We start from the raw sequence: 22,096 nt of genomic DNA on the forward strand, positions 1-22,096 counted from the left end.
GACACCGGTCATCGGATCACAAGGACCCTACCGGCGTTGATATACAGACGTCCGTCCGTCGAAACAGACCAAACCGCCCACATATCTCTTCAGATATCAATCATGTCAAAGAGCACGAGACAAAACCAACCAGAGTGCGCCATTTTCCTGGCCCAACCCGCCGATCCCACCTCGGTGTTTTTGCCTCGCTTTCTTCGGAAGCGGCTGCTTCGTCAGTCCGGTCGGCCCACCGACATGCGCCTCAGCGCCGCCGGTGAGGGGCTGTTTACGGATAGCGCCCGAGACCCGCAACCCCCTTTTTCGCCTTTCGTCATTTTTTCTTCATCCGCCCCTATTTCGCGCGAAATGAGTGGGTTACGGGTCTCTTGCGTCGCTTTTGAGTGCTCTTGCGCAACTTTGTTTCCGACGCTCTCGCTCCCCCGAGCCCGGCTCGACGGTTATCCACAGGGTTACCCCCAGAAAGGCCCGCGTTCGGCCGACTCAGACGCGCTGCGCCCCCCGCGAGCGCCGGAGCCGTAGCGCCAGCAGGCCGAGAATCGTCCCGAGATAGATCAGCGGCTCGAACTGAAAACCCTTGGAGAGCCAGATGAAATGCACCGCCCCGAGGACAACCACCGCATAGGTCAGCCGATGCAGCCTCCGCCAGCGCGGGCCGAGGCGGCGCAGCGACAGGTCATTCGACGTCAGCGCCAGCGGAATCATCAGCAGGAAAGCGGTAAAGCCCACGGTCACGAACGGACGCTTGACGATATCGGCCCAGATGCGGGCGGCATCCTGTACGTCGAGCAGGAGCCAGACCGCGAGATGCAGGCTCACATAAGCGAACGCCAGAAGCCCGAGCGCCCGGCGAAAGCGTATGAGATTGATGCCGAGGTGCCGCCGCAACGGCGTAATCGCGAGCGTCGCCACCAGCAACTGAAGCGCCACCAGGCCCAGTTCACGCTCCAGCGCCTTGATCGGCTCGGCACCGAGCCCGCCGGTCAGCCCGAGGTAGAAGAACCAAACCGCCGGCGCGAGACCGATGACCCACAGCGCCCAGACCGGAACGCGGCGCGCCGGGCCGTTGATCCGGTCAGCCCACATCAGAAGTGCTTCTTGAGGTCCATGCCCTTGTAAAGGCTGGCCACCTCGTCGCCATAGCCGTTGAACATGAGCGTCGGGGTGCGCGACGAGAACAGCCCGCCGCCGATTCGCCGCTCTGTGGCCTGGCTCCAGCGTGGGTGGTCCACCTCCGGGTTGACGTTGGAGTAGAAGCCGTATTCGCGCGGGTTGGCCTTGTTCCAGCTTGTCGGCGGCTCACTGTCGGTCAGCGTGATGCGCACCACCGACTTGATCGACTTGAAGCCGTATTTCCAAGGCACCACAAGACGCAGCGGCGCGCCGTTCTGCTTTGGGATGTCGCGGCCATATATGCCCGTCGCCATGATGGTGAGCGGATGCATCGCCTCATCGAGCCGCAGCCCCTCGACATAGGGCCAGTCGAGCACCGGGTAGGCCACGCCGGGCATCTCGTCCTCGCGCAGCACCGTCTCGAAGGCCACGTATTTCGCGCCTGACTGCACGCCCGCCATCGCCAGCAGGTCGGCGAGCTCGAACCCGTTCCACGGCACCACCATTGACCATGCCTCGACGCAGCGGAAACGGTAGAGGCGCTCCTCCACCGTCATCTTCGCCATGATGTCCTCGAAGGCATAGTCGCCAGGGCGGTCCACCAACCCGTCGATACGCACGTTCCACGGCTCGATGGTCAGCCGGTGCGCATGGCGCGCCGGGTCGCCCTTGTCGGTGCCGAACTCATAGTAATTGTTGTAGGAGGTGATGTCCTCCCAGTCGTTGGGCTCGAGTGTCTCGGCCCGCGCGGCACCGCTGGCTCCGAGAAGACCGAGCCCCGCCGCCCCGGCGATCACGGCCCGTCGGTCGAGCCAAACGGGCTCCGGTGTCACGTCACACTCGCGCAGGTCATTCTTCCAGCGATAGGCCATTACGTCCTCCTTATCCGTTAAACGGCATATAGGGGCAGACACGCGCCAAACCAGCCGCGGGTTTCACCGGTGGCGATCACGATGGCGCGTCCGGGCTGTAACTCGGGCGGATCTCGTTGAAGCGGATCGAGGTGCCGTTGGCCTGCACCAGCCGCACGTGCCGCCGCCGCATCTGCCGTGGTTCGGCCACGCCGACGGAATGGGCGATGGTCTCGACCTCATTGATGATGGACTTGGCATAGTTTGCAACCTTGGCATACTTGTCCTCGACCACGAGGCCGCGCTGAAGATACGGATCGTGGGTGGTGATGCCTGTGGGGCAGGTGTTACGGTTGCACTTGAGCGCCTGGATGCAGCCGAGGCTGAACATGAAGCCGCGCGCCGAGGTCACGAAATCGGCCCCGGCGCAGAGCGCCCAGGCCACGTCGCCGGGATTGACCAGCTTGCCGCTGGCAATCATGCGGATTCGGTCCTTGAGACCGTAACGGTCGCGCAGATCCACCATGCGCGGCAGCGCGTCGCGCAGCGGCATGCCCACAAGGTCCATCAGCGGCATCGGGGCGGCCCCGGTTCCCCCCTCGCCGCCGTCTATGGTAATGAAATCCGGCGCGCACTCTGCCCCGCGCGCAGCCACCAGCTCGAAGAATGGCTCCCATGCCTGCGACGTGCCGATTACCGTCTTGAAGCCGACGGGCCGGCCGGTGACGCGGCGGATGTGGCAAATCATGTCCAGAAGGTCGCCGAAATCGTCGATCTCTGCGTGCCGGTTGGGCGAAATGCTGTCCTGCCCCTCGGCAATGCCGCGGATGCGCGCGATCTCGCCATTGACCTTGGCACCGGGCAGGATGCCGCCCTTGCCGGGTTTGGCGCCCTGCGCCAGCTTGATCTCGAACATCTTGATGCACGGGTTGTCCGAAACCTCGCGCAACCTGTCATCGGAGAGTTGCCCCCCGGCGTCGCGCACGCCGTATTTCGCGGTGCCGATCTGGTAGACAAGGTCGCACCCGCCGGTCAGGTGATAGGGGCTGACCCCGCCCTCACCGGTATTGAGCCAGATGCCCGCCCGTGCCGCCCCCCGGCTCAGCGCCTCGACGGCGGGGCGCGAGATCGCGCCATAGCTCATGCCGGAAATGTTGAAGATCGACTTCGCCTTGAAGGGAATCGCCGCGCCCGGCCCGATCTCCATCGGTGCGGTGGTGGCAAACTGGTTGTCGAGCGGCGGGAACACCGCCGGCACGAATATGGGCGTGCCGGGCACGTTGAGATTGCGGGTCGAGCCAAAGGCGATGGTATTGCCCTTGTGCTTGGTCGCATGCGCCACCCAATCTCGTTGCGCACGGTTGAAGGGCATTTCCTCACGATCCATCGCAAAGAAATACTGACGAAAGAATTCGCCCAGTTTGGTGAACAGCCCCCGGAACCGCCCGATTACCGGGTAGTTCCGCCGAATCGCGTCGCCGGTCTGCATACGGTCTATGACGTAGAAGAGCAGCACCACCAGCGCCGCCGTCCCCAGAAGGAACACGAAGACGAGCGAGAGGACCTCGAGAATCTGTGTCACATACCCCATAACGGTCTCCCCGGCCCGCCCGACTGGCTCGCCACGGTCCCCGGATGGCGGCCACGCGCCGGGGCTGACGAAATGCCTCACCGTTTAGTCCGGATCGGGCATGCTTGTCCACGTCGCCGCGCCGGTCAGCCTGCCGGACGGATGGTGCGCGGCGAGGCCGTCCGCGGCGCGATCCTCGGTGGTCAGGGCTTGGGGTGTTCGTCCCAGTCATCCGTCAGGATGCGCCGGGCATCGCCCTCGGGGTCGTCATACTGGTTGGACCGCACCGTGTAGATGAAGAACACCAGCCCCAGACCGCCAAGGATCAGTGAAATCGGGATGAGATAGGCCAGCACGTTCATCGCTCACCTCAATCGCAGCGCGTTCAGCGACACGGTAATCGAACTCGCCGACATGGCCAAGGCCGCGATCAGTGGCGTGGCGAGTCCGGCCACCGCCAGCGGCACGGCGACGATGTTGTAAACCGTCGCAATCCTGAAGTTTTCGCGGATGCGCCGCGTCGCCGAGCGCGCCGTCACACAGGCCGCACCGATGGGCGACAGGTCATTGCCCAGCAGCACGATATCCGACGCGACCCGCGCGGCATCGAGCGCCGATGCGGGCGAGATCGAGACATGCGCGGCGGCGAGCGCAGCGGTGTCGTTGAGCCCGTCACCCACCATCAGCACATGCCCGCCCTCGGCGCCCAGCGCCTCGACGCGCGCCGCCTTGTCGGCGGGCAGCGCCTCGGCCGTCCATTCCTTGATCCCGAGCCGATCCGCGAGGGCCGCAACCGCCGGTTCGGTATCGCCCGACATCAGGATCACCCGCTTGCCATCGGCCACCAGCGCCGCGACCGCCTCTTGCGCACCGGGGCGCAGCGCGTCGGTGAATGGAAACGCCACCGGTCCGCCCCCGCCCATATCGAGGAAACTCGCGGTTTGCGTCCGCGGCTTGGCCCCGGTCCAGCTTGCCCGCCCGAGCCGCACCTCGCGGCCCTCGTAGCGGCCCTTGGTGCCGTAGCCCGGCACCTCTGTCACGTCGCTCACCTTCGCCGCCGCGACACCTGCCTCGCGCGCGGCCTCGGCGATCGCGCGGGCCAGCGGGTGCGACGAGCCCTCGGCCAGCGCGCGCGCCACCGACATCGCCTCCGGCGGGACCGCCCCCGGTGCCTCGAGTCGCGGGGTACCGGCGGTCAGCGTGCCGGTCTTGTCGAACACCACCGTGTCCACCTGCGCCAACCGCTCCAGCGCGGTTTCGTGCTTGATGAGCATGCCGCGCCGGAAAAGCCGCCCCGACGCCGCCGTCGTCACCGCCGGAACGGCAAGGCCCAGCGCGCAGGGACATGTGATGATGAGCACGGCTGCGGCAATGTTGAGCGCGGTGCGCAAATCCCACGTATAGAGATACCAGCCGAGGAAACTCAGGCCCGCCAGGATATGCACCCCGGGCGCATAGAGCTTGGCCGCGCGATCAGCGAGCGAGGTGTAGCGCGAGCGCCCCGATTCCGCGATCGCCACCAGGTCGGCCATGCGGTGCAGCGATGTCTCGGCACCAACGGCGGTGGCACGGATGGTGAGCGGGCCGGTGAGGTTCACCTCTCCGGCGCTCACCGCCTGCCCCTCACCCGCGAAAACAGGCCGCGTCTCTCCTGTCAGGAGGGAGCGGTCGATCTCCGACGTGCCGCCGACGATCTCGCCATCCACCGGCATCCGCCCGCCGGGGCGCACGAGGATCAGATCGCCCGCCGCAAGCCCCGAGACGCTGACAACCTCTTCCTCGCCATCGTGCAACCGTGTCGCGCGTGGTACTTCGAGCGCGGTCAGCTCCTCGGCAGCAGAGCGCGCGATGGCACGGGTGCGATGATCGAGATAGCGCCCGGCAAGCAGGAAGAAGGTGAGCGCGATGGCCGCGTCGAAATAGGCGTGCTCGCCGGAAAGCGAGGTCTCCCACAGCGAGGTGATCACCGCCAGAACGATCGCCAGCGTGATCGGCACGTCCATGTTGAGCCGCCCCTGCCGCAGCGCAGCCCATGCATTGCGAAAGAATGGCATGCCCGAAAAGGCGATGGCAGGCAGGGTGATCGCGGCGGATATCCAGTGAAACAGGTCGCGCGTCGCGGCATCGGCCCCGGACCAGACCGAGATCGACAAAAGCATGACGTTCATCGCGGCAAATCCCGCCACCGCCAGCCGCATCAAGAGATCACGACCCGCCTTGTCGGTTGCGGTGGCGTTGAGCGTACCGGCGTCAAGCTCGTGCGCCTCGTAGCCCAGCCGCTCGACAAGCGCGCGCATCTCATCCGCCGTCACGCCGGGGGCGGCGTCGATGCTGGCCCGTTTGAGAGTGAGGTTGACCCGCGCCGAACGCACCTGCGGGTGCGCGTCCAGTGCGCTCTCGATCTTCGAGATGCAGGCCGCGCAATGGATCGTCGGCAGCGACAGGGCGATCCGCGCGTCCGGCAGATCGCGCGCGGCCAGCGCCTCGGCCGCCGGGGCGGCGGCGCAGGCCGGACAGGCCGAAGGTGCAGGGCGCATCGTGGCGGTCATCCCCTAGCCCCGATCCATCAGGATCTCGCGGCGTTGCTGGAACAGTGTGCCGTCGGCGGAATAGGCTCTCAGCCGAAGGATCCACTTGCCTGCTCCCAGCATAACCGGTGCTTCGAAGGCCTGCCCGGTATAAGTAAGCCGGGCCGAGATATCCTCGTGATCCTCGGTTGCCCGGCCCACCGTCGCCTCGACGCTCGCGGGTCTTACAGGCCGCCCGCTCTCGTCGGTGAACCGCAGCGACAAAAGCCCGTCCTGCGCCTCGGCGGCCAGTATCCAGCCCAGCGCCTCCTGCGCGGCCTTGCGCTCGTTGAAGGTCTGGCTGGCGATATAGCCGTTTCTTACCTCCAGCCCGGGAAAGGTGCGCACCGCCGAATAGGCCAGCACGAGATTGACCCCGATGATGACGCTGAAGGCCGCCACGAAGCCTATCAGCACGTGCCGCCCGGTGATCTGTCGTTCCGCCATCATTGCCCCCGTCCGTTGAAGACCGTGTCCTTGTAATCGCGCGTGCCGCTGCCGGTATCCTCGACCCAGATGCGGATATCGGTACTCTCGGCCTGTGCCGGGGCCGAATTCGGCGGTGCGGTGACGTAGACACGCTGAAGCTTCATCTCGTCGGGTGCCACCTCGACCGAAGTGTAGGGCGTTCCTTCCAGCGTGATGAACAGCGTCGGATCACCCTTCACGCTGAATTTAAAGCGCGTCGGCTCGTGCTTCATGTTGCGCAGGCGCACCTCGTAGATGTTGCGGATTTCACCATCCGACAGGGTGACATAGGTCGGGTTGCGCACCGGCGCCACCGTCAGGTCGATGTCGGAGCGGATGAACAGCGCAAAGACAAGACCGAGCCCCACCAGCGACCAAAGCGCCGTATATAGAATGGTGCGCGGGCGGAAAACGTGCTTCCAGATCGGCTTGGGCGGCTGGCCCGCGCGCTCGCGCTCCTCGTCGGTAAAAGCCATGTAGTCGATAAGCCCGCGCGGCTTGCCGATCTTGGCCATCACGTCATCGCAGGCGTCGATGCACAGGGCGCAGGTGATGCATTCAAGCTGCTGGCCGTCGCGGATGTCGATGCCCACCGGGCAGACATTGACACAGGCCATGCAGTCGATGCAGTCGCCCATCGGCTCGCCCGCCTTGACCTTTTCGGAATGCTTGCGCGGCTCACCCCGCCATTCACGGTAGCCCACGGTCAGCGTGTCCTCGTCCATCATCGCGGCCTGAATGCGCGGCCAGGGGCAGGCATAGATGCAGATCTGTTCGCGCGCGAAACCGCCGAAGAAAAAGGTCGTGCCGGTCAGAACGGCGATGGTGGTATAGGCGATGGGGTGTGCGTCAAGCGTGAACAAATCGACCAGGAGCGTCGGCGCATCCGTGAAATAAAACACCCACGCGCCCCCCGTCGCCACCGCGATCAAGGCCCAGGTGATCCATTTGGTCACTCGCAGCCGCGCCTTGCGGACATCCCATTTCTTCTGCCTGTGCAGGCGCAGCCGCGCATTGCGATCACCCTCGATCCAGCGTTCCACCAGGATAAACAGATCGGTCCACACGGTCTGCGGGCAGGCATAGCCGCACCACACCCGGCCAAGCGCCGAGGTGAACAGGAACAGCCCCAGGCCAGCCATCACCAGCAGGCCGGCAACGAAGTAGAATTCATGCGGCCAGATCTCGATCCAGAAGAAGAAGAACCGCCGCTCAGCCAGATCGAGCAGAACTGCCTGATCCGGAAGACTCGGTCCCCGGTCCCAGCGAATCCACGGGGTGAGGTAATAGATGCCGAGGGTGACGGCCATGATCACCCATTTCAGGTTGCGGAACTTGCCGTACACCTTCCTGGGAAAGACCGGCTCACGCGCGGCATAGAGGGATTGGGGGGCATTGGGCTGGGACTCGGCCACGGAGACACTCCGATATCTTGCATCTGTTGATCGTCTTTTGACAGGATGCGGGGCCCGTAACTTTGACCTGCATCAATCCTGACTCCTGAATCGATCTATTTCGCTTGCGTCTTGCTCACGGACAACTCTTTGAGCGGCACCGTCTTTCGCGCCTGCCGCCGTAGCCACGTAACGAAAGCCTTTGCAGGCGGGCGCAGCACGCCGGGGCGCGTAACAACATGATAGCCCGCCTCCTCTTGATCCTCGAACAAAAGCCGCAGTCGACCGGATGTGATATCCTGACGCACCCATTCGCGCACCGTCACCGCCACGCCCTGCCCGTTGCGCAACCCGTCGAGCAACAGGTTGCCCGGCACCTGCACCAGCCCGGCGGCACGTTCCTTGACCACGCCCCGCCGACGCAGCCAGTCGCTCGCCTCGTTGGTGCCGAATTCCTGCAACCAAGGCAGATCGGCGAGGTCAGCGGGGCAGTCGATCCGCTTGTCTTCGACCAGGTGCGGCGCAGCCACGGCGACGATGGGCGAGCGAAACAGCAACTCCGCCTCCAGCCCCGGCCAGTGCCCCGTGCCATACCGCACGGCGATGTCGATGCCACCCGGCTCCATCTCCACGAGCCGCGGCGTCGGGTCGATCATCAGGTCGATTTGCGGATGCGCCTGCCGGAACTCGCTGAGGCAGGGCATGAGCCAGTACGCGGCAAAACTCGGCGTCGTCGATATCTGCAGCGGGCGCTCGGCATCAGCACCGGTCAGTGCCTCGACCGCACGGGCAATAGCCCCGAACCCGAGGCTCAGCGCATCAGCAAGGTCACGTCCCTCCGCCGTCAACCGTGACTGCCGCCCCGACCGGTCGACAAGCGCCACGCCCAGGTGCGCCTCAAGCTGCCTGACCTGTTGGCTGACGGCGGCGTGGCTCACGTTTAGCCGCGCGCCAGCGGCGGCGGTGCTGCCGGTCTCTGCCAGGGCCGCAAAGGCGCGCAGCGCGGTCAGAGAAGGAAGGGTGTGCCAATCCATGATGTAAGCCTACCTTACGGGTCGAAAATTTTCCAGAGTCGCGTGAGGAGCCACGTTTCCCCATATTAAATGGCAGAACAGCAGCAGATGAAAGGACACGATCATGCTTGGAATTCTGGCAAATACTTTCAATATCGCCACTCGCACCGACACCGCGAACGGTGCGCGTCACCGCCATCAAAACCGGCCCCACCGGCCCTTGGCGGAACGCTCGGACCTGCGCGACAGTGCAGAGCTGGAGGCCCACCTCATCGCCCGTCGCAGGGTCTGACCCGCACATGACAAGGGCCCCGAAACGGGGCCCGAGGTTGACATGGCGTCTCTTCAGCCGACGTTATCGGTGCCGGCCCTCCCTGGAAACGCGCGAACAGGACGGAAGGACCGGCACCTTACCCCGGGCCCAGGAACGGGCCCGGGGTATCTCTTTGCGCTTACTGACCGCCGCCCAGTTGGTGGACATAGACGGCAACGGCGCGCGTCTCGGCCTCGCTGAGGTCGGCCCCACCCATCGGCGGCATGATGCCAAAGCGCGAATTGGTCACGGTCTCGCGGATGGTGTCGTAATCCCCACCATAGAGCCAGATGGCGTCGGCGAGGTTCGGGGCACCCTGGTAGATGTCGCCCCCACCCGCGTCGCCGTGGCAGGCCGCGCAGTTGTCGAGGAATATCTCCTCGCCTGCCGCAGCGGCCGTGGCGTCCTGCGGCGCGCCCGAGAGCGACATCACGTAATTCACCACCTGGTCGATCGATTCGCTGTCGAGGATGTCACCGAAGGCGGGCATCTGCGACCAGCGCGCATCCGGGTCCTCGTCGTTGCGGATACCGTGAGCGATGGTGTAGTGAATATCGTCCAGCGTGCCACCCCAGAGCCAGGCATTGTCCAGCAGGTTGGGATAGCCGCCCGCCTTCACGCCCGCCGCGCCCGAGCCGTGGCATTGCGCGCACCAGGTGCGAAAAACCGCGGCCCCGGCAGAAACGGCGTAGTTGTTGAGCTCGTCGTCCGTCGGGATTTCTTCGAGTTCGACCGAGGCCAGCCGGGTATTGATCTCGGCATTGGCCTCTTTTGCGGCCTCGATCTCGGCGGCCACGTTGGCGCGGGTGGACCAGCCCTTGTAGCCCGCCGTCGCCTCGTTGATGAGCGGCCATGCGGGATAGGCGATCACGTACCAGATCCCCCAGATGATGGTGGCGTAGAACACCCAGACCCACCAGCGCGGAAGGGGATTGTTGTATTCCTTGATCCCGTCCCACTCGTGGCCGGTGGTATCCGGTTCCTGTTTATCGGTCGGTTTCTTGGCCATGTCTTACGCCTCCTTGGCGTCGGCATCGCGATCGGATGCCGGTTTGTCTTCGTGCCGGAAGGGGATGTTCGCCGGGTTCTCGTATTTCTTCGTGGCGCCGGGGCGGAACACCCAGATCACCACCCCGATGAAGAAGGCAAAGAGCACCAGCAACATCCAGCTATCGGCGAATTGGCGCAGCAGGGAATAGGTTTCCATCTTCTGTCCTCCTCAGCGGCTTGCAACGGGGGTGAAGGTCGAGAAATCGACCAGCGTGCCCAGCATCTGCAGGTAGGCGATCAGCGCGTCGCTCTCCGAGATGCCGGGGCGGCTGTCGAAATTGCGCACCTGCGCCTTGGGGTAGCGCGCGAGCAGCCCCTCGGTATCGGCGTCCGGATCGGCCTGCGCCCGGAAGTCTGCCACCGCGTTCTCGATCATCTCGTCGGTATAGGGCACGCCCACGAGGCTGTGTGTCTCGAGCAGGTCGGCGACGTGTTCGCCGTCGATCAGCCGATCCTCGAGGAAGCCGTATTTCGGCATCACCGATTCGGGCACCACCGCTTGTGGATCGCGCAGGTGATCGACGTGCCATGCGTCCGAGTAGCGCCCGCCGACGCGCGCGAGGTCAGGCCCCGTGCGCTTGGAACCCCACTGGAACGGGTGGTCGTATTTCGACTCCGCCGCGAGGCTGTAATGGCCGTAGCGTTCGACCTCGTCGCGCATCGGGCGCACCATCTGGCTGTGGCAGACGTAACAGCCCTCTCGGACGTAGATGTCGCGCCCGGCCAGTTCCAGCGGCGAGTAGGGGCGCATGCCCTCCACGTCCTCGATGGTGTTCTCGAGCCAGAACAGCGGGGCGATCTGCACGATCCCCCCGATGGTGACCACGAGGAAGGCAAAGATCGCCAGAAGCGTGACGTTCTTTTCCAGGATTGCGTGTTTGTCCAGAATTGCCATCTCTCCGGCCCTCCTTATTCAGCCGGGACTGTGCTGTTCGTGGCCTCAACGGCCGGCGAACGCTTCACAGTCATCCAGAGGTTGTAGCACATGATCACGGCACCGGTGACGTAGAGCACCCCACCCAGACCGCGCACGATATACATCGGCAGTTTCGCGGCCACGGTGTCGGCGAAAGAGTTCACAAGGAAGCCGTTCGCATCCACCTCGCGCCACATCAGGCCCTCCATGATCCCCGTCACCCACATGGCGGCGGCGTAGAGAATGATGCCGATCGTGGCGAGCCAGAAGTGCCAGCTCACGAGGCTCAGACTGTAAAGCCGCTCACGGTTCCACAGTTTCGGCACCAGGAAGTAGAGTGCGCCGAAGGTGATCATGCCATTCCAGCCCAGCGCGCCCGAGTGCACGTGCCCGATCGTCCAGTCGGTATAGTGCGACAGCGAGTTGACCGCGCGGATGGACATCATCGGCCCCTCGAAGGTGGACATGCCGTAAAAGCCGATGGAGATCACCATCATCCGGATGATCGGATCGGTGCGCAGCTTGTCCCACGCGCCCGAGAGCGTCATCAGGCCGTTGATCATCCCGCCCCAGGACGGCATCCACAGCACGATCGAGAACACCATGCCCAGCGTCGAGGCCCAGTCGGGCAGCGCCGTGTAGTGCAGGTGGTGCGGACCAGCCCAGATATAGATGAAGATAAGTGCCCAGAAGTGGATGATCGACAGCTTGTAGCTGAACACCGGGCGTTCTGCCTGTTTCGGGACAAAGTAGTACATCATCCCCAGGAACCCGGCGGTGAGGAAGAAGCCCACGGCGTTGTGGCCATACCACCACTGCACCATCGCGTCCTGCACACCCGCAAACACCTGAACCGATTTGGAGCCCCAGATCGAGACCGGGATCGACAGATTGTTGACCACGTGCAGCATCGCCACCGTGATGATGAACGACAGGTAGAACCAGTTGGCCACGTAGATATGCGGCTCTTTCCTCTTGACGATCGTGCCGAGGAACACGGCGAGATAGGCAAGCCAGACGATGGTCAGCCACCAGTCAACGTACCATTCCGGCTCGGCGTATTCCTTGGATTGGGTGGCACCCAGCAGGTAGCCGGTGGCGGCCAGAACGATGACGATCTGATAGCCCCAGAATACGAACCACGCGAGGTTGCCGCCCCACAACCGCGCCGCCGAGGTGCGCTGCACCACGTAGAAAGACGTGGCAATGAGCGCGTTGCCGCCAAAGGCGAAGATCACGGCCGAAGTGTGCAGCGGACGCAGCCGCCCGAAATTGGCATAGCCCTGCGCCCACTCGAAATTGAGCTCTGGAAAGGCGAGCTGAAAGGCGATGAACGTGCCCGCGAGAAAGCCGACGACGCCCCAAAGGGCGGTCGCAACGACCCCGGCGCGCACCACGCCGTCCATGTATTCGCCGGACAGATCGACCCGCGCCTCCGGCTCGTCGGTGTGCTTGAGCACCCACAGAAACAGCCCGCCGGAGATCAGCGCCACGGTAAGCGCGTTGATCAGGTAGGCCAGATCACGCGCGTAATTGGCAGCGATCAACGCGAAGAGCGTTATCAGGCCAAGCGCAATCAGCTTGATGTAATTCGTCATGTTGCGTCCCTTCGTCTTCGACCGCGCGAGTCGCCATGACCGGCGCACGCACGTTTGACTGTGCACTTAATGGGAGCACCCGAGTCAACAAACCTTGATCTGTGTCAAAACGGCACGCACCGGCGCTTGATCCGCGTCAATGCGTCCCGCCCCTCATGCCCCTAATGTGGTCATATCGAAGCGGACTCAGGGAAATGCACGATGACCTATAACAGCCTATTCACGGTACTGACCGACCCGGCGCTGGTCGATGAGACCCTCACCCATGCCATCGCCGTGGCCGAAGCCAATGACGCGCATCTCGATGCGCTCTGCCTGGGCGTCGACCGAAGCCAGACAGGCTATTACTACGCCGGCGCAAGCGCGGTTGTGCTCCAGGAGACAATCAGCCGTGCCCAGGAAGACGCCGAAGAGATCGACCGGCTGGTGCGCGCGCGTCTCGACAAGAGCACGATTCGCTGGGCCGCCGAGATGGGCGTGGCACAGCTTGCCGATATCGGACGCCATGTCGCGGCGCGGGCGCGATTTTCGGATCTGGTCACTTTGCCGCAGCCCTATGGCGAGGGGCGCGGTGCCGAACTCGAGGCGGTAACCGAATCGGCACTCTTCGAGGGGCGCACGCCGGTTCTCGTCGCGCCCGCCAAGGGCGCCCCGACACCGAACCCACGGCGCATACTTTTGGGCTGGAACGAGAGCCCCGAGGCACTCGCCGCCACGCGGGCCGCGATGCCGCTCCTGCGCATGGCAGAGACGGTGCATGTGGTGGTGATCGACCCGCCCATGCACGGGCCGAACCGCTCCGATCCCGGCGGGCTTCTGGCGCAGTATCTCTCGCGCCACGGGGCCAAGACCGAGATCGACGTGCTGTCGCGCTCGTTGCCGCGGGTCTCGGATGTGCTCTTGCGCCACATGACGGACATGGACGCCGACATGGTGGTGATGGGGGCCTATGGCCATTCGCGCTTTCGCGAGGCAATCTTCGGCGGGGCCACGCGCTACATGCTGGAACAGGCCACGGTGCCGGTGTTCATGGCGCACTGACCCAGCGGGCTTCGGTCGGGAAAGGCGGGGCCGGTCCCGTCGCGCCTTTCCGACCATCCCCCGCCTGTGAAACCACCCCTGCCCGCCTCCTGAGCCTTCCCGCCGGGATCGCCATCGGTGTCATCGGGGCGCTGGCCGGTCTGAGCAGGCGGCTGCTTCGACCGATCTGTTAACCTCGACGGCATCGACAGAAATACCGACGCGATACAGCCGATTTACCGACGCGATGCAGACAGGCATTTTGGGTTGTTAACCAATCTCTTGGCCCTGATTCGGCCCCGGCTGAACCAATGACCTCAGACCAGCAGCCCGCCATCGCTGTCGTCGCCCGCCTCTTCCAGCAGGCGGCCCATGTCAGGGATGGTCACCCGGCGCTTGCCCTCAAGCGAGATCACCCCGTCCTTCTTGAGCGCCGAGACCTGGCGGCTGACGGTTTCCAGCGTGAGGCCGAGGTAATCGGCCATCGCCTCGCGGGTGAGCGGCAGGTCAAAGACCAGCGGGCCGCGCATCCCCTGCATCGAGAGCGCGGCGTCGCGCCGCGCGATGATCGCGATGAGCGAGGCGATCTTTTCCCGTGCGGTCTTGCGGCCCAGCACCAGCATCCATTCGCGCGCCGCGTCCAGCTCGTCGAGCGTCATTTCGAGCAGACGCTGCGCGATGTGGGGCGTGCGAATCATCATTTGTTCGAACGGTTTACGACGAAAACAGCACATCACCATATCCGTGGTCGCCACCACGTCATAGGTGGCGCACTCGCGCCCCGGGCGACCCACGAAATCGCTGGGCAGAAGCAGGCCCACCATCTGCGTGCGCCCGTCCTCCATCGTCTGCGTGAGCGTGGCGATCCCCGAAACGACGGAGGCGACGAAATCCATCTGGTCCCCGGACCAGATAACCGTCTGCCCGGCTTCGAAGTTGCGATAATACTTGATCTGCTCGAGCAACTCGAGCTCGTCAGACTCGCACCGTGCACAGACGGCGCGGTGTCGGATCGGGCAGTCGCCGCAATCCACTGGCGCGCAATGCGCGATTTTTTCGCTGATCGCCAACTTTGCCATCCAAGGGTTGATCTGGGTCAAGGAGTTTACGTTTTCGGACTGTAAACGTCGGCACATGGATACGCAAACCGAACTCGCCCGCCTGGGTCTTTTTGATGCCAAGGTGCCTCGCTACACCAGCTACCCCACCGCGCCGCATTTCAGCCGGTCGGTGGGGTCTGGTGACTTCACCGACTGGATAGCCGCCATCCCGGCTGGCTCCGAGGTATCGCTCTACGTGCACGTGCCCTTCTGCCGCAGGCTGTGCTGGTTCTGCGCTTGTCGCACGCAAGGCACCCAGAGCGATGCGCCGGTGATCGCCTATCTCGAGACGCTCAAGACCGAGATCGCCATGCTGGGCCGCCTGCTGCCCGATGGTGTGCGGCTCTCGCGGCTGCACTGGGGCGGTGGCACGCCCACGCTTTTGCAGCCGTCGATGATGACCGAGCTGGCGGGGGCGATTCGCGAGATCGCGCCGTTCACCGAGGCCACAGAGTTCTCGGTCGAGATCGACCCCAACGAGATCGACGGGCCGCGCCTCGACGCGCTCGCCGCGGCAGGCATGAACCGAGCCTCCATCGGAGTGCAGGATTTCGACGAGGACATCCAGAAAAGCATCGGTCGCCTGCAAAGCTACGACATCACTCGTTGGGCTACCGAGGAAATCCGTGCAAGGGGCGTGGCGAGCCTCAATGCCGACATTCTCTACGGTCTGCCGCACCAGACCAAGGCGCGAATCACCGAGAGCGTGCAGAAGCTCCTGTCGCTCAACCCTGACCGTGTGGCGCTCTACGGCTATGCGCATGTGCCGTGGATGGCCAAGCGCCAGCAGATGATCCCTTCGGACGCTCTGCCCACCCCGCAGGAACGCCTTGCCCTCTTCGACACCGCCAGGCGGCTGTTTCTCTGGGACGGGTATGACGAGATCGGCATCGACCATTTCGCCACCAAGGACGACGGGCTGAGCATTGCACAAAAGACCGGACGCCTGCGCCGCAATTTCCAAGGCTATACCGATGACACGGCGGATGTGCTGATCGGTCTCGGCGCATCCTCGATCTCGCGCTTTCCGCAAGGATACGCACAGAACGCACCCGCCACCGGGGCCCATACCGGCGCGATTCGCGAGGGGCGGTTTTCCACCACGCGCGGTCATGTCTTCTCGCCCGAGGATCGGATGCGCGGCCGGATGATCGAGATGCTGATGTGCGATTTCCACGTCGATGCGGAGGAGATCACGCGCGATTTCGCCATCACCCCAGCCGCGCTGCACAACCTGTTGTCAGAGATTGATCGGGCCTTTGCCGGTCATCTGAAGCTGGACGAGACCGGCCTGTTCATCCCGCCGGAGGCACGCCCGCTCACCCGGATGATCGCACGGCAGCTCGACGCCTACGAGGTCAATGCCGAAGGTCACAGCTCGGCGATCTAGAGAATACCGCTCAAAAGCCGGTTCCGGTGTTGAGCAGCATTCCTTGTAGACTGTTGCGACGGCAGGCCCGTTAGCGGCCAGCCGCGCTTTACACCCCGGCCCTGCGCGCCTAGCGTCTGCGCGACACCTGCAAGAGGGCCGAACCATGCAACTCATCGCCTCCCCACTCTCTCCTTTCGTGCGCAAGGTGCGCGTGCTGTTGCATGAGACCGGGCTCGCCCAGCAGGTCGAGGTGGTGAACCTCGCGACAACCCCGATCGAGACCGATCCGCGCGCCGCCTCGGCCAACCCCTTGGGCAAGATCCCCGCGCTGATGCGCGAGGACGGCGCCACGCTCTATGACAGCCGGGTCATCACCCGATATCTCGATAACCTCGCGGGGGCCGGGCTCTACCCCGAGGCGCGGCTGTGGGAAGTCCTGACGCTCGAAGCCACCGCCGAGGGCATCATGGAAGCTGCCGTTCTGATGGCCTACGAGGGCCGCTTTCGCCCCGAAGACATGCAATACGCCCCCTGGGTCGAGGCGCAATGGGCCAAGATCGCCCGCGCGCTCGATGCGCTCGAAGCGCTCGAAGCGCGGTGGATGAGCCACCTCTCTGGTCGGCTGGACATGGGCCATATCGCCACGGGCTGCGCGCTGGGATATCTCGATTTCCGCCATGACGGGCGCGGCTGGCGGCAGGGGCACCCGGCGCTGGCCGACTGGTTCACCGCGTTTGCGCAGCGTGAAAGCATGACAGCGACGGCCCCCGCCTGACCGGTGCCGTCGCAAGGCCCGCTGGCGATACCTCAGAAGCTGTAGCTGATTCCCACGTTCACCGCATGGGTCACGAGCTCTGTCTTGAGCTTGCCCGCGCTCTGCCCGGCAACAGTCGGGTCCGGGTCGATGGTGGCGTCGTTGTCGGACCACGTGATCTGGTACTCGCCAAAGAGCGCCCACTTGTCGGTAATCGCGTATTTCAGCCCGGCGATGCCACGCAGGGCGGGGCCCGTGGCCTCGAAATCAAAGGTGCGCCCCGTGGCGCCGGTCACCTTGATGTCCACGTGCGGGATGGCCACGCCGACCCCGGCCCCGACATAAGGCGTGAATCGCGGCGTCTTGGCGAAGGCACCGGGAAAGCGCTTCATCACGTTGGCGGTGATGATGTTGTGCCCGTCGGTGAATTCGAGCTTGTCGACGCCCAGTGCGGCACGGTCAGAGGCCGAGGCGATGGCCTTGGCATGGGTGCCCTCGATGCCGAAGCCGAAATCGCTCTGCATCCACCACGTGGCGCGACCGCCGTAATAGAGCGGGTTGTCGAACGGCTTCACCCGCCAGTCGATGTCGCGGCTCACCGGCGTGGCCGCCCCCGGCAGGCGCACCGAGTCGCTATCGCTGTGGGCGCTCTGCGTGCCAAGATAGAGGCTCAACTCAAGTTCGGCGGCGGCAGGTGTAGCCATCAGCATGAGCGCTGCGGCGGCGACTTTGATAGAATCGAGCATGTCCGGGACCTTGCACTACGAGGGAATACGCGTCTAATGCGTCCTTATACCCGGAAATGCCCACCGACAAGCGCGACACAAGCGCGCTTCGATCACATCTTGGGGCGCAGCAGGCTGGACGCCTTGCCAAAGCCTCGCTAAATAGCCGCAGAGTGAAGGTCGGGGAGAGTCCCCGGACAAAACCTCATGAGGCCGTGACCGCCACTGACAGAATGGAGTAACCTCGTGTCCCACGCAGAAGATCACGAAGGCACCCGGAGGGATTTCCTCTACTACGCCACAGCAGGGGCGGGTGCCGTCACCACAGGAGCGGCGATCTGGCCGCTGGTCAACCAGATGAACCCGTCGGCGGATGTGCAGGCCCTGTCCTCGATCCGCGTCGATGTGGGCGGGGTCGATCCGGGCACGCAGATCAGCGTCAAGTTCCTCGGCAAGCCGGTCTTTATCCGCCGCCGCAGCGAGAAAGAGATCGAGGCGGCGCGCGCGGTCGAATTGTCGCAACTGCCCGACCAGAACGCGCAGAACCGCAACGACATGTCGCTCGACGCCTCCGACCAGAACCGCACCCTCGACGAGGCGGGCGAATGGCTGGTGATGATCGGCGTCTGCACGCATCTGGGCTGCGTGCCGATCGGCGATGGTGCCGGTGACTTCGGCGGCTGGTTCTGCCCCTGCCACGGCTCTCACTACGACACCGCGGGACGTATCCGCAAAGGCCCCGCGCCCGAGAACCTCTGGATTCCCGTGGCCGAATTCGTCGACGATACGACGATCCAACTGGGATAAGGAAACGCGCACATGTCCGGAATTCCACACGATCATTACGAGCCCAAGACGAACGGCGAGAAGTGGCTGCACAATCGTCTGCCCATCGTCGGGCTGCTCTATGACACCATCATGATTCCCACCCCCAAGAACCTCAACTGGATGTGGATCTGGGGCATCGTCCTGACCTTCTGCCTCGTGTTGCAGATCGTCACGGGCATCATCCTCGCGATGCATTACACGCCGCATGTCGACATGGCCTTTGCCTCGGTCGAGCATATCATGCGCAACGTGAATGGCGGGCATTTCATCCGCTACCTGCACATGAACGGTGCCTCGCTGTTCTTTGTCGCGGTCTACCTGCACATCTTCCGCGGGCTCTACTACGGCTCTTACAAGGCCCCGCGCGAGGTCACCTGGATCATCGGCATGCTGATCTACCTTGCGATGATGGGCACCGCCTTCATGGGCTACGTTCTGCCCTGGGGTCAGATGTCGTTCTGGGGGGCCACGGTGATCACCGGCCTCTTCGGCGCGATTCCCTTCATCGGCGATGCGATCCAGACCTGGCTTCTGGGCGGACCGGCGGTGGACAATGCCACGCTCAACCGCTTCTTCTCGCTGCACTACCTGCTGCCCTTCGTGATCGCGGCGCTGGTGGCGCTGCATATCTGGGCGTTCCACACCACCGGCAACAACAACCCCACCGGGGTGGACGTACGCCGCGGCTCCAAGGCCGAGGCCCAGAAAGACACCGTGTCGTTCTGGCCCTATTTCGTGATCAAGGATCTTTTCGCCCTCGCGGTGATCATGGTGATCTTCTTCGCGATCGTCGGGTTCATGCCCAATTACCTCGGGCATCCCGACAACTATATCGAGGCCAACCCGCTTCTCACGCCCGCGCATATCGTGCCGGAATGGTATTTCCTGCCCTTCTACGCGATCCTGCGCGCCTTTACCGGCGATGTCTGGGTGGTGATGTTCGCAAGCTGGATCACCGGCGGGATCATCAATGCCAAGTTCTTCGGTGTGCTGGCGATGTTCGGCTCGATCATCGTGATGGCGCTGGCGCCGTGGCTCGATACCTCCTCGGTGCGCTCGGGACGGTACCGGCCGATGTTCAAATGGTGGTTCGCGCTGCTCTGCGTCGATTTCGTGGTGCTGATGTGGGCCGGTGCGATGCCCGCAGAGCCGCCGTATTCCATCATCTCGCTCATCGGTGCGGCCTACTGGTTCGCCTACTTCCTGGTGATACTGCCGCTTCTGGGCGTAATCGAGAAACCCGAGGCACAGCCTGCCACCATCGAAGACGATTTCGATGCACATTATGGCAAGGCCCAAACGCCCGCCGAATGAGAAAGGACGGATGACAATGTTCAGAAAAACAGGCATTGCGGCCCTCGCGGCCCTGTCCCTCTCGACCGGCGGCGCATTCGCCGCCGGAGGTGAGGGGCATATCGAGGATGTGGCCTTCTCCTTCGAGGGGCCCTTCGGCAAGTTCGACCAGTTGCAGTTGCAGCGTGGCCTCAAGGTCTACACGCAGGTCTGCTCGGCCTGCCACGGGCTGCAATACGTGCCGCTGCGTACGCTTGCAGACGAGGGCGGGCCGCACCTGCCCGCCGACCAGATGCGCGCCTATGCCGAGCAATTCGAGGTCTATGACGACGAGCTCGACGATTTCCGGACCGCGAAGCCGACGGATCATTTCCCGATGTCGCAGCTGGAAAGCGCACCGGACCTGTCGCTTATGGCAAAAAAGCGCGCCGGGTTCCACGGCCCCTACGGTACCGGGCTCTCGCAGCTCTTCAACGGCATGGGCGGACCGGAGTACATCTACTCGCTGATGACCGGCTATCACGAGTCGCCGGAATGTGCTCCCGAGGACTTCCCTGGCTCCTACAACTCTGCCTTTACCGCCGGCGGGTACCCCGATGAGTGCAAGGACGAGCACGGCCACCCGACCGTGCCCGGAAGCTGGATTTCCATGGCACAGCCACTCTGGGGCGACGATGTCGAATTCGACGACGGCACCGCGGCGACGCTGGAGCAGGAGGCCGAGGATGTTGCCGCCTTCCTGATGTGGACGGCAGAGCCCAAGATGATGGCGCGCAAGGACGCGGGCCTGACGGGCGTGATCTTCCTCACCGTGCTGTCGGTGCTGCTCTACCTCACCAACAAGCGGATATGGAAACCGATCAAGCACCGCAAAGGGTGACACCGGCTCCGCAGCTCTGACACGGCAAGGCCCCCGCCCGATCGGCGGGGGCCTTCTTTCTGGGACGCCTCCATTTCTTCTTGGGGCAATTACTCCACCCCGACGCTGCTGACCGCCGATCCCGCCGGACAGTTCAGCGCGGCATCGGATTGGCCGCCTTGTTATAGGCGCGCCAGTCGGTGATCTCGGGGTAGTACATCTGCCGCCAGCGCCGCACGCGCGGGTTCATGATCCGTCGCCACAGCCGCGGCACCATCGCCGCCATCGTCATGATCGGGTAGCCGTGGGGGAGCTGAGGCGCCTCATCCGCTCCGTAATTCTGCAACAGCGGGAACCGGCGGTCAGGCTTGTAGTGGTGGTCGGAATGGCGTTGCAAGTTGATGAGCAGCCAGTTCGATGCCTTGTGCGCCGCGTTCCAGCTGTGGCGCGGCTGCACATGCTCGTACTTGCCATCGCCCAGATGCTTTCGTGTGAGCCCGTAATGCTCGATGTAATTCACCAGTTCCAGTTGCCAGACGGCAATGAAGGCCTGCCATAGAAACAGTAGCAACCCCACACCGCCACCAATCAGAACCGCCAGCAACAGCATGAATCCCTGCATGGCCCAGTAGCGCCAGAACGGATTGCGCGCATCGGTCCATCCGCGCCCCTTGCGCGCCAGCTTCTCGGCTTCCGCACGGAACGCCGATTGCCAGCATTGCCGCAGCACCCGCGGAAAGAACCGGTGGAACCCCTCGTTATAGCGCGCCGTCACCGGGTCGCGCGGCGTGCCGACATAGCGGTGATGCACCAGGAGATGCTCGGACCGGAAATGCGAATAGAGCACCATCGCCAGCAGCACGTCGCCGAGGAACCGCTCGCCACGATCCTTCTGGTGCATCAATTCGTGGCTGTAATTGATCCCCACTGTGCCGGTGACCACGCCGACCCCGAAGAACAGCACGATCGTCTCCAGCGCCCCGAGATGCGCATCCCCCGGCCCGGTGACATACCAGATCATCCAGTAGAGCAGCGCGAACTGCACCGGCACCCAGGCGAGCGTGATCGCGCGATACCAGGTCAGCCGGTCCTCGGGCGTCGCCGGATCCGCATTCTCGGTATAGAGCCCGAGAAACGCGTCGAGCAGCGTAAAGAAATACCACGTAACCACTGGCAGCAGGATCACCGTCCAGCCACCGTGGAGCGCCCCAAGGAGCGCGACGGGAACAAGCAGGAACGACATCCAGAATGGCAACGCACGCTGGAGACGGGCGACCTGATCGGCGGGTATCATG

The 22,096-nt window shown here is 64.1% G+C and carries 22 protein-coding genes; 7 read left to right on the forward strand and 15 right to left on the reverse strand.

Annotated features, from left to right (window positions below; translation table 11 throughout):
* Positions 1–480: 480 nt before the first annotated feature.
* The 8 genes from msrQ to AC13D8_RS10490 form a co-directional block, all read right to left on the reverse strand.
* Positions 481–1,083 carry a protein-methionine-sulfoxide reductase heme-binding subunit MsrQ gene (msrQ, locus tag AC13D8_RS10455; protein WP_482968787.1) on the reverse strand — a complete coding sequence of 201 codons (603 nt, stop codon included), beginning with the start codon at positions 1,081–1,083 and terminating at the stop codon, positions 481–483.
* The gene (msrP, locus tag AC13D8_RS10460) at positions 1,083–1,982 is read right to left on the reverse strand and encodes a protein-methionine-sulfoxide reductase catalytic subunit MsrP (RefSeq protein WP_482968788.1); all 900 of its coding nucleotides are present in this window, start codon (positions 1,980–1,982) and stop codon (positions 1,083–1,085) included. The genes msrQ and msrP overlap by 1 nt, the downstream gene beginning before the upstream one ends.
* Before the next feature lie 76 nt (positions 1,983–2,058).
* Positions 2,059–3,552 carry an FMN-binding glutamate synthase family protein gene (locus tag AC13D8_RS10465; protein ID WP_482968789.1) on the reverse strand — a complete coding sequence of 498 codons (1,494 nt, stop codon included), beginning with the start codon at positions 3,550–3,552 and terminating at the stop codon, positions 2,059–2,061.
* A 182-nt stretch (positions 3,553–3,734) separates the two neighbouring features.
* Entirely contained in the window at positions 3,735–3,893 is a 159-nt protein-coding gene (gene ccoS / locus AC13D8_RS10470) for a cbb3-type cytochrome oxidase assembly protein CcoS (protein ID WP_104020167.1), read from the reverse strand.
* 3 nt (positions 3,894–3,896) lie between these two features.
* On the reverse strand, positions 3,897–6,080 hold the full coding sequence (locus AC13D8_RS10475; protein WP_482968790.1) for a heavy metal translocating P-type ATPase: 2,184 nt from the start codon (positions 6,078–6,080) through the stop codon (positions 3,897–3,899).
* Between the two features lie 3 nt (positions 6,081–6,083).
* On the reverse strand, positions 6,084–6,548 hold the full coding sequence (locus AC13D8_RS10480; RefSeq protein ID WP_482968791.1) for a FixH family protein: 465 nt from the start codon (positions 6,546–6,548) through the stop codon (positions 6,084–6,086).
* The gene (gene ccoG / locus AC13D8_RS10485) at positions 6,545–7,981 is read right to left on the reverse strand and encodes a cytochrome c oxidase accessory protein CcoG (protein WP_482968792.1); all 1,437 of its coding nucleotides are present in this window, start codon (positions 7,979–7,981) and stop codon (positions 6,545–6,547) included. The genes AC13D8_RS10480 and ccoG overlap by 4 nt, the downstream gene beginning before the upstream one ends.
* Positions 7,982–8,076: 95 nt before the next feature.
* Positions 8,077–8,994 carry a LysR family transcriptional regulator gene (locus AC13D8_RS10490; protein WP_482968793.1) on the reverse strand — a complete coding sequence of 306 codons (918 nt, stop codon included), beginning with the start codon at positions 8,992–8,994 and terminating at the stop codon, positions 8,077–8,079.
* A gap of 103 nt (positions 8,995–9,097) precedes the next feature.
* Here AC13D8_RS10490 and AC13D8_RS10495 point away from each other — a divergent pair, with 103 nt between their 5' ends.
* A complete protein-coding gene (locus AC13D8_RS10495) occupies positions 9,098–9,265 on the forward strand; it encodes a hypothetical protein (RefSeq protein WP_482968794.1) in 168 nt (55 codons plus the stop codon).
* A gap of 160 nt (positions 9,266–9,425) precedes the next feature.
* Here the strand turns inward: AC13D8_RS10495 and ccoP are convergent, their stop codons facing one another.
* From ccoP to ccoN, 4 genes are read right to left on the reverse strand one after another with little or no spacing between them, the layout of a single operon-like run.
* Positions 9,426–10,295, reverse strand: coding sequence for a cytochrome-c oxidase, cbb3-type subunit III (gene ccoP, locus AC13D8_RS10500; protein ID WP_482968795.1), 870 nt, complete (start codon positions 10,293–10,295; stop codon positions 9,426–9,428).
* Positions 10,296–10,298: 3 nt separating this feature from the next.
* On the reverse strand, positions 10,299–10,493 hold the full coding sequence (locus AC13D8_RS10505; RefSeq protein ID WP_104020161.1) for a cbb3-type cytochrome c oxidase subunit 3: 195 nt from the start codon (positions 10,491–10,493) through the stop codon (positions 10,299–10,301).
* 12 nt (positions 10,494–10,505) lie between these two features.
* A complete protein-coding gene (ccoO, locus tag AC13D8_RS10510) occupies positions 10,506–11,231 on the reverse strand; it encodes a cytochrome-c oxidase, cbb3-type subunit II (RefSeq protein ID WP_129431276.1) in 726 nt (241 codons plus the stop codon).
* 14 nt (positions 11,232–11,245) lie between these two features.
* Positions 11,246–12,850 (reverse strand): cytochrome-c oxidase, cbb3-type subunit I, encoded by a 1,605-nt coding sequence (gene ccoN, locus AC13D8_RS10515; RefSeq protein WP_482968796.1) that lies wholly within the window; start codon positions 12,848–12,850, stop codon positions 11,246–11,248.
* Positions 12,851–13,051: 201 nt separating this feature from the next.
* On the opposite strand from ccoN, the gene AC13D8_RS10520 reads away from it, so the two are divergent.
* Positions 13,052–13,891, forward strand: coding sequence for a universal stress protein (locus AC13D8_RS10520; protein WP_482968797.1), 840 nt, complete (start codon positions 13,052–13,054; stop codon positions 13,889–13,891).
* Between the two features lie 296 nt (positions 13,892–14,187).
* Here AC13D8_RS10520 and fnrL read toward each other — a convergent pair whose 3' ends face one another.
* Positions 14,188–14,949, reverse strand: coding sequence for a transcriptional regulator FnrL (gene fnrL, locus AC13D8_RS10525; RefSeq protein ID WP_482968798.1), 762 nt, complete (start codon positions 14,947–14,949; stop codon positions 14,188–14,190).
* A gap of 55 nt (positions 14,950–15,004) precedes the next feature.
* Here fnrL and hemN point away from each other — a divergent pair, with 55 nt between their 5' ends.
* Together hemN and AC13D8_RS10535 are read left to right on the forward strand one after the other, a co-directional pair.
* Positions 15,005–16,360 carry an oxygen-independent coproporphyrinogen III oxidase gene (gene hemN / locus AC13D8_RS10530; protein ID WP_482968799.1) on the forward strand — a complete coding sequence of 452 codons (1,356 nt, stop codon included), beginning with the start codon at positions 15,005–15,007 and terminating at the stop codon, positions 16,358–16,360.
* Between the two features lie 145 nt (positions 16,361–16,505).
* Complete coding sequence (locus AC13D8_RS10535; protein WP_482968800.1) at positions 16,506–17,117, forward strand: glutathione S-transferase; 612 nt, start codon at positions 16,506–16,508, stop codon at positions 17,115–17,117.
* A 32-nt stretch (positions 17,118–17,149) separates the two neighbouring features.
* Here AC13D8_RS10535 and AC13D8_RS10540 read toward each other — a convergent pair whose 3' ends face one another.
* Entirely contained in the window at positions 17,150–17,842 is a 693-nt protein-coding gene (locus AC13D8_RS10540; protein WP_482968801.1) for an outer membrane protein, read from the reverse strand.
* A 225-nt stretch (positions 17,843–18,067) separates the two neighbouring features.
* Between AC13D8_RS10540 and petA the strand changes: the two genes are divergently transcribed.
* From petA to AC13D8_RS10555, 3 genes are read left to right on the forward strand one after another with little or no spacing between them, the layout of a single operon-like run.
* Entirely contained in the window at positions 18,068–18,628 is a 561-nt protein-coding gene (petA, locus tag AC13D8_RS10545) for a ubiquinol-cytochrome c reductase iron-sulfur subunit (RefSeq protein WP_129431269.1), read from the forward strand.
* A gap of 12 nt (positions 18,629–18,640) precedes the next feature.
* Entirely contained in the window at positions 18,641–19,963 is a 1,323-nt protein-coding gene (gene petB, locus AC13D8_RS10550; protein ID WP_129431268.1) for a cytochrome b, read from the forward strand.
* 10 nt (positions 19,964–19,973) lie between these two features.
* A complete protein-coding gene (locus AC13D8_RS10555) occupies positions 19,974–20,822 on the forward strand; it encodes a cytochrome c1 (RefSeq protein WP_482968802.1) in 849 nt (282 codons plus the stop codon).
* A gap of 133 nt (positions 20,823–20,955) precedes the next feature.
* Here AC13D8_RS10555 and AC13D8_RS10560 read toward each other — a convergent pair whose 3' ends face one another.
* Entirely contained in the window at positions 20,956–22,095 is a 1,140-nt protein-coding gene (locus AC13D8_RS10560; protein WP_482968803.1) for an alkane 1-monooxygenase, read from the reverse strand.
* Position 22,096 lies beyond the last annotated feature (1 nt).

The sequence above is a fragment of the Roseovarius sp. B-10 genome (genome assembly GCF_056859295.1).

Bases quoted from the DNA above. Each gene is read 5' to 3' on its own strand.
- msrQ (WP_482968787.1), bottom strand. From the start codon at position 1,083: ATGTGGGCTGACCGGATCAACGGCCCGGCGCGCCGCGTTCCGGTCTGG.
- msrP (WP_482968788.1), bottom strand. From the start codon at position 1,982: ATGGCCTATCGCTGGAAGAATGACCTGCGCGAGTGTGACGTGACACCG.
- AC13D8_RS10465 (WP_482968789.1), bottom strand. From the start codon at position 3,552: ATGGGGTATGTGACACAGATTCTCGAGGTCCTCTCGCTCGTCTTCGTG.
- ccoS (WP_104020167.1), bottom strand. From the start codon at position 3,893: ATGAACGTGCTGGCCTATCTCATCCCGATTTCACTGATCCTTGGCGGT.
- AC13D8_RS10475 (WP_482968790.1), bottom strand. From the start codon at position 6,080: ATGACCGCCACGATGCGCCCTGCACCTTCGGCCTGTCCGGCCTGCGCC.
- AC13D8_RS10480 (WP_482968791.1), bottom strand. From the start codon at position 6,548: ATGATGGCGGAACGACAGATCACCGGGCGGCACGTGCTGATAGGCTTC.
- AC13D8_RS10490 (WP_482968793.1), bottom strand. From the start codon at position 8,994: ATGGATTGGCACACCCTTCCTTCTCTGACCGCGCTGCGCGCCTTTGCG.
- AC13D8_RS10495 (WP_482968794.1), top strand. From the start codon at position 9,098: ATGCTTGGAATTCTGGCAAATACTTTCAATATCGCCACTCGCACCGAC.
- ccoP (WP_482968795.1), bottom strand. From the start codon at position 10,295: ATGGCCAAGAAACCGACCGATAAACAGGAACCGGATACCACCGGCCAC.
- AC13D8_RS10505 (WP_104020161.1), bottom strand. From the start codon at position 10,493: ATGGAAACCTATTCCCTGCTGCGCCAATTCGCCGATAGCTGGATGTTG.
- ccoO (WP_129431276.1), bottom strand. From the start codon at position 11,231: ATGGCAATTCTGGACAAACACGCAATCCTGGAAAAGAACGTCACGCTT.
- ccoN (WP_482968796.1), bottom strand. From the start codon at position 12,850: ATGACGAATTACATCAAGCTGATTGCGCTTGGCCTGATAACGCTCTTC.
- AC13D8_RS10520 (WP_482968797.1), top strand. From the start codon at position 13,052: ATGACCTATAACAGCCTATTCACGGTACTGACCGACCCGGCGCTGGTC.
- fnrL (WP_482968798.1), bottom strand. From the start codon at position 14,949: ATGGCAAAGTTGGCGATCAGCGAAAAAATCGCGCATTGCGCGCCAGTG.
- hemN (WP_482968799.1), top strand. From the start codon at position 15,005: ATGGATACGCAAACCGAACTCGCCCGCCTGGGTCTTTTTGATGCCAAG.
- AC13D8_RS10535 (WP_482968800.1), top strand. From the start codon at position 16,506: ATGCAACTCATCGCCTCCCCACTCTCTCCTTTCGTGCGCAAGGTGCGC.
- AC13D8_RS10540 (WP_482968801.1), bottom strand. From the start codon at position 17,842: ATGCTCGATTCTATCAAAGTCGCCGCCGCAGCGCTCATGCTGATGGCT.
- petB (WP_129431268.1), top strand. From the start codon at position 18,641: ATGTCCGGAATTCCACACGATCATTACGAGCCCAAGACGAACGGCGAG.
- AC13D8_RS10555 (WP_482968802.1), top strand. From the start codon at position 19,974: ATGACAATGTTCAGAAAAACAGGCATTGCGGCCCTCGCGGCCCTGTCC.
- AC13D8_RS10560 (WP_482968803.1), bottom strand. From the start codon at position 22,095: ATGATACCCGCCGATCAGGTCGCCCGTCTCCAGCGTGCGTTGCCATTC.